The 6412-nt window shown below is 62.5% G+C and carries 4 protein-coding genes; 1 reads left to right on the forward strand and 3 read right to left on the reverse strand.

The genetic code is table 11. The annotated features are described in order from the left end of the window. Positions 1-192: 192 nt before the first annotated feature. Genes ilvC through QZ149_RS06980 form a run of 3 tightly spaced genes read right to left on the reverse strand, consistent with a single transcriptional unit; the run spans position 193 to position 3499 of the window. On the reverse strand, positions 193-1218 hold the full coding sequence (gene ilvC, locus QZ149_RS06970) for a ketol-acid reductoisomerase (protein WP_009649129.1): 1026 nt from the start codon (positions 1216-1218) through the stop codon (positions 193-195). A 2-nt stretch (positions 1219-1220) separates the two neighbouring features. After that, the gene (gene ilvN, locus QZ149_RS06975) at positions 1221-1733 is read right to left on the reverse strand and encodes an acetolactate synthase small subunit (RefSeq protein WP_009056682.1); all 513 of its coding nucleotides are present in this window, start codon (positions 1731-1733) and stop codon (positions 1221-1223) included. Continuing rightward, on the reverse strand, positions 1733-3499 hold the full coding sequence (locus QZ149_RS06980; RefSeq protein WP_291450617.1) for an acetolactate synthase large subunit: 1767 nt from the start codon (positions 3497-3499) through the stop codon (positions 1733-1735). The genes ilvN and QZ149_RS06980 overlap by 1 nt, the downstream gene beginning before the upstream one ends. A 334-nt stretch (positions 3500-3833) precedes the next feature. On the opposite strand from QZ149_RS06980, the gene QZ149_RS06985 reads away from it, so the two are divergent. Continuing rightward, a complete protein-coding gene (locus tag QZ149_RS06985) occupies positions 3834-5426 on the forward strand; it encodes a TrkA C-terminal domain-containing protein (RefSeq protein WP_291450619.1) in 1593 nt (530 codons plus the stop codon). Positions 5427-6412: the final 986 nt, after the last annotated feature.

Genomic DNA, 6412 nt, shown 5'->3' on the forward strand with positions numbered 1-6412 from the left:
ATTCAGGGACCGTTCACAAGTCCTTCCCCGAGCGACCATAACACCATTCTAAGTCAACCTCGCGGTCAGCATATTTCGGTCGCAGACGTTACTTGACGAGCATTGCACGTGAGCGTATAAACGAACCCCGACCTCGTCCCCATACGTGGGAACGAGGTCGGGGCTTGACTCTATCCGAATCTGACCGCGAGATCAGCGCGCAGCGCTGCCCTCGGTGTAGTCCGCGTCGGAGTCGGTCCAGCCGAAGGCCTTACGCAGCTTCTGGCCGGTCTTCTCGATCGGGTGGGCCTCTTCCTCGGCGCGCAGCGCCTTAAACTCGAGAGCGCCGTTGTCCTGGTCGGCGATGAACTTACGGGCGAAGGTACCGTCCTGGATGTCGGACAGGATGTCCTTCATGGCCTGCTTCGCGGAGTCATTGATGACGCGCGGGCCGGAGACGTAGTCACCGTACTCAGCGGTGTCGGAGCAGGACCAACGCTGCTTCGTGATGCCACCCTCGTTGATGAGGTCAACGATCTGCTTCATCTCGTGGCAGACCTCGAAGTAAGCGATCTCGGGCTGGTAGCCAGCCTCGACCAGGGTCTCGAAGCCAGCCTGGATCAGGTGAGAGACACCACCACACAGCACGGCCTGCTCGCCGAACAGGTCGGTCTCGGTCTCCTCGGTGAAGGTCGTCTTGATAACGCCGGCGCGGGTACCGCCGATGCCCTTCGCGTAGGACAGAGCCAGCTCCCAGGCCTTGCCGGAGGCATCCACCTCGACGGCGACGACGTCCGGGGTGCCCTTGCCCTGCACGTAGGTCTCGCGGACCTTGTGGCCCGGACCCTTGGGGGCAACCATGATGACATCGTGGCCAGCAGGGACCTCGATGTAGCCGTAGCGGATGTTGAAGCCATGTGCAAAGAGGAGGGCAGAGCCTTCCTTCAGGTTGGGGGCAATCTGCTCGGCGTAGACGTAGCGCTGGACCTGGTCGGGCAGCAGCACGGAAACGACGTCACCCTCGGCGACGGCCTCGGCCACGTCCTTAACCTCCAGGCCGGCGGCCTCAGCCTTGGCCCAGGAGGACGAACCGGGGCGCAGGCCAACGACCACGTCAACTCCGGAATCCTTCAGGTTCAGCGCGTGCGCGTGACCCTGCGAGCCGTAACCGATGATGGCGACCTTCTTGGACTGGATCAGCGACAGGTCTGCGCCGTCGTCGTAGATGATTTCTGCCATTTTCATTTCTCCTTCAGTTGATCCGTGATCGAGCGCGACCCGCGGCCAATGGCCACGGCACCCGACTGGACGAGTTCGGTGACGCCGTAGGGCTCCAAAGCCCGCAGCAGCGCCTCCAGCTTGGGTAGGGAGCCGATCGATTCGATGACGACCGACTCGGGTTGAACGTCGACCACGTGCGCGCGGAAGAGATCCACGATCTGCAAGACCGAGGTGCGACGGGTTTCGTCGGCCTGGACCTTCATGAGCAGCAGGCGTCGTTCGACGGAGTCTTCGGGTTCAAGCTCGACAACCTTGAGGACGTTGATGAGCTTGTTGAGCTGCTTCACCACCTGCTCGATGGGCGCGGAGTCTGCGTCCACGATGATGGTCATGCGGGAGATCTCGGGGTGTTCGGTCTCCCCCACGGTCAGCGACTTGATGTTAAAGGCGCGACGGGCGAACAGCGCGGCGACGCGGGTGAGCACGCCAGGCTTGTTTTCGACCAGCACAGCCAGAGTGTGACGGTTCGTCATCAGTCTTCCACCTCCCAGTCGGGCGCCATGCCCTTGGCGTAACGAATCTCATCGTTGGACACGCCCGCGGCGACCATCGGCCAGACCATCGAGTCCTTGGACACGCGGAAGTCGATGAGGACAGGGCGATCATTGATCGACATGGCCCATTCGATGGCCTCGTCCACCTCGTCGATGGACCGGACCGTGCGCGCAGCCATACCGTACGCCTGGGCCAGCATCTCGAAGTTGGGGATCTGCTCGCCCTCGACGGGGTTAAGCGTGGTGTTCGAGTAGCGCTTGCCGAAGAACAGGGACTGCCACTGGCGCACCATGCCCAGCACCGAGTTGTTAATGAGGGCAACCTTGATTGGGATGTTGTTGATCGTACAGGTGGCTAGCTCCTGGTTGGTCATCTGGAAAGAGCCATCGCCGTCGATCGCCCACACGACTTTGTCGGGGACACCAACCTGGGCACCCATGGCTGCGGGAATGCAGTAGCCCATGGTGCCCGAGCCGCACGAAGAGATGAAGCTACGCGGGTTGTCCAGCATGATGAACTGGGATGCCCACATCTGGTGCTGGCCCACGCCCGTCACGTAGACGGCGTCGGAGCCGACGCGGTCAGACAGCTTCTTCAGGACTGCCTGAGGTGCCATCATGCCGTCGTCAGGTTCCGCCCACCCGATCGGATACTTCGTGCGCAGGCGGTCCAGGTAGCGCCACCATCCGGAGATGTCGGCTTTTCCGTCGGCCGAGGCCTGGGCGATCTCGTCGGTCAGGATCGGCAGGGCGGTCGCCAGGTCAGCAACAATCGGAATGTCAGCGTGGCGGTTCTTCGAGATTTCCGCGGCGTCAATGTCGATATGAACGATGGTCGCACGGGGCGCGAAGGAATCGAGGCGTCCGGTCACACGGTCGTCGAAACGGGCACCGAGGGCCACGATCAGGTCGGCGCGCTGTAGGGCACCGACGGCGGCAACTGTGCCGTGCATGCCGGGCATGCCGAGGTTGTGGCGGTCGGAGTCGGGGAAGGCACCGCGCGCGGTCAGTGTGGTAACGACGGGCGCGTTGGTGGCCTCGACCAGGGCGGAGAGGGCCTCGGTCGCACCGCCGCGGATGACGCCGCCGCCGACATAGAGGACGGGGGCCTGTGCGTCCACAATTGCGCGGGCCGCAGCACGCACCTGCTTCATGTTCGGACGGTCGGCGACCTTGTAGCCGGGCAGGTCCAGGGCAGGCGGCCACGAGAAATCCATCTCGGAGACCTGGGCGGACTTGGTAATGTCCACGAGGACGGGGCCGGGGCGGCCTGTGCCGGCCACGTGGAAGGCCTCGGCCAGGCGCACGGGAATGTCCTGAGGGTCCGTCACCAGGAAGGAGTGCTTCGTGATAGGCATCGACGCGCCCACGACATCAGCTTCCTGGAAGGCGTCAGTGCCGATCAGGGAGGCACCGACCTGACCCGAAATTACGACGATCGGCACGGAGTCCATGCAGGCGTCCCCCAGGGCGGTCAGCACGTTCGTCGCACCGGGGCCAGATGTCACGAGAGCGCAGCCAACCTTGCCGGTGGCAAGCGCGTAACCTTCGGCCGCGTGTCCCGCGCCCTGCTCGTGTCGAACCAAAATGTGACGAATTGCCGTCGACGCCATCAGCGGGTCATAGGTCGGCAGAATTGCGCCGCCAGGCATACCGAACACGTCGGTCACGCCCAGGGCTTCGAGGCTCGCCACGATAGCCTCGGCTCCGGTCATTCGGGTGGTGGTACTCGCGTCGCTCACCAGTCGTCCTCTCAATCGTTGGGACCGTCTCAAAGAAAAAACCCCGTCAAGTCCGTGCAACAGCGCGGATGCGGGGAAAAGGCGTGCGATCCATCCTCTCGTTACGCGGCAGGCATCGCACGCCCAGGTACGATGACCAGGGCAAGGATTCCAATCTCACGAACGTCGAGCATGTTAATACCGTAACGCGCTACCGCGAGGCGCTCCTGTCTATCTCATTGTGCGGACCCTTATGTCCTGAACGCTATCTAGGACGATGGACTGAGATACACAGCACCTGAAACTGGTTTAATTGACTCGTATCACACACCATCAATTTATGCACGGAGATTACATCGTGGTCAAGATCTTCGAGATACTTCACGAACAGCCAGTGTTGTTCCTATTCCTCCTCATCGGCATCGGCATGGCCTTCGGCAAGATTAAGATCAAAGGCATCGGTCTGGGTGCCGCTGCCGTTCTCTTTTTCGCCATCGTCATGGCGGCATGGGCGCAGTCCTTCGGTATTGAGCTGCAGGTGACCAAGCAGCTGGGCACGCTGGGCCTGACACTCTTCACCTTCGCGATCGGCATCAACTCTGGCGCTTCCTTCTTTCATAACCTCAAGACAGCTGTCGGCCCGATCCTGATGATGGTGGCTTTCTACGGCATCGCCGCCACGCTGGGCCTGTACGTCGGCAAGGCCATGGGCATGGAGGTTCCGCTCATCGCCGGTACTTTCGCGGGTGCGGTCACAAACACCCCGGCACTTGCTGCGGCAGGCGAGGCCAGCGGCGACCCCGCGACGGCGACGGTCGGCTACTCGATCGCGTACCTCTTTGGTGTCATCGGAATGCTCGCCGCCTCTATGGCAGCCCTGCACTACGGCCGCAACGACAAGGATGCCCCCTCTCCCCTGTCGAACCGCACGATCCGCGTCGAGCGCGACGATCACCCCTTCGTCGGTGACATCTACGAGAAGCTCGGCGAGAAAGTCTCCTTCTCTCGCCTGCGCCGAGGCGAAACGGGGCCGATCACCCGTCCGCAGATGTCCGACACTCTCGATCCGGGTGACCTCGTGACTGTCGTCGGCCCCCGCGAGCTCGTCGCCCGCGCCGCCACAGAGCTGGGCCATGCCTCCTCGCACTCCCTCATGCAGGATCGCTCCTACCTAGACTTCCGTCGTATGACGATCTCCAACCCGAAGGTCGCCGGTCGAACGGTCGCGTCGCTCGGCCTTGCCAAGGAATTCTCCGCGACGATCTCACGCGTGCGCCGAGGCGACGTCGACATGGTGGCGGAACCCGGCCTCGTCCTCCAAGAGGGCGACCGCGTCCGCGTCGTCGCCCCGACCTCGAAGATGGCCGAGATCACCAGGTTTTTCGGTGACTCCTCGCACGGTCTCACCGACCTGAATCCGGTCGCCCTGGGCCTGGGCATGGCAATCGGCATCGCGATCGGTGAGCTGCCGATCTTGACCCCGTCCGGCGAGTACTTCTCGATCGGCTCCGCTGCCGGCACGCTCATCATCGGTCTTGTCTTCGGACGCATTGGCCGCATTGGCCCCATTGCGACGGCACTACCCTTTACCACCTGCCAGGTGATTGCGGAACTCGGCCTGCTCATCTTCCTCGCCCAGGCAGGCGCGAAGGCCGGCGGCCAGATCCTCAACGCTTTCACATCGGGTGCCTGGGTCAACATCTTTATCCTCGGCGCGGTCATGACGTCTACAATGGCTATTGGCTTGTACGTCACCATGCGGTGGGTGTTCAAGATGGGCGGTACGAAACTCGCAGGCCTCCTCGGCGGCGCACAGACGCAGCCCGCGGTCCTGGCCTTTGCGAACGGCCGCACGAACTCCGATCCGCGCGTGGCGCTGGGCTATGCCCTGGTGTACCCGGTCGCGATGGTCGGAAAGATCGTCGTTGCGCAGGTATTGGGCGGCATGTAACCAGACGTTGGCAGCGGGGGACCTCCACACCACCCAATAACCCCGCAGCCGTGCCAGTGGGCGGGGATTCCCCCCATCCTCCCCCGCCCACGCGAATGGGGCTGACCTTCCCTGGTTGGCCCCATTCGTCTACCCAGAAGCGCGCGACGCGCCCGTCCGGATCCGCCCCGGCCGTGGAACTCACCGCTATAACAGGTACCGCTCGAAGAACGAGGCCGTGGCGCGTTCGTCCTCTGTCTTACTTCGCATCAGCGCACCGTAGACGCAAATGTGTCACGCATATTTCACGCGAGCGTATCGATATGCTCCTCCCACGCTTCAGGCACATCGGGCATGTTGACGCAAAAGAACAGACACCCCCGCGTGCTCGTTAATCGGAGGGTTCCGTTCATGCGCACGCAGGCCCGCTATTCCAAACTTGGGCCCACTCATCCGCACGCAAACCCGCTATTCGGCGTGTGGGCGACCTCGCCCACGTACGGAACAGACGGCCCACGTGCGAAACAGAAAACCCACACGCGTAGTGTCAGAGCTGGAGGATTGCGATAGGTTTGGGGTTTTGGGCGGGTTTCCAGGTCCGGGTACCAACTCGCATCCGGATAGGAAACGAACATGCGGATAGGTAATTAACCTATCCGCATGGCTACAACCTATCCGCGGGTGCACGCCTGTGCGTGTGGGCCAGGGAAGGCTCGGTGAGGGAGGGCTGCGTGGATCGTGCGAGCGTAGGAGTGTAGGACAAAACGGTATTGGTTGGGACACAGGTCCCACGACGTGTCACAAGGGCCAGGCAACTGTTCCATCATCAAGGAACCTGTTTCACCGCATGATCGCGGCAGTGTAAAGGGGTTTGTTGTTCGGTGGGTGTGTGTGGGTCCTCTGTGTCTGGGTCTGGGTGTGTGAATAGGGAGCGGCCAGAAACCTTGAGGTTTCTGGCCGCTCCCGTTGGGTGTGTTGTGGCGGTGTCCTACTCTCCCACAACCTAT

The organism is Actinomyces sp. ICM47, from assembly GCF_905369875.1.
In the GTDB taxonomy this organism is placed as follows: Bacteria; Actinomycetota; Actinomycetes; order Actinomycetales; family Actinomycetaceae; genus Pauljensenia.

Coding starts and splice junctions, on each gene's coding strand:
- ilvN (WP_009056682.1), bottom strand. CDS start 1,733: ATGACGAACCGTCACACTCTGGCTGTGCTGGTCGAAAACAAGCCTGGC.
- ilvC (WP_009649129.1), bottom strand. CDS start 1,218: ATGGCAGAAATCATCTACGACGACGGCGCAGACCTGTCGCTGATCCAG.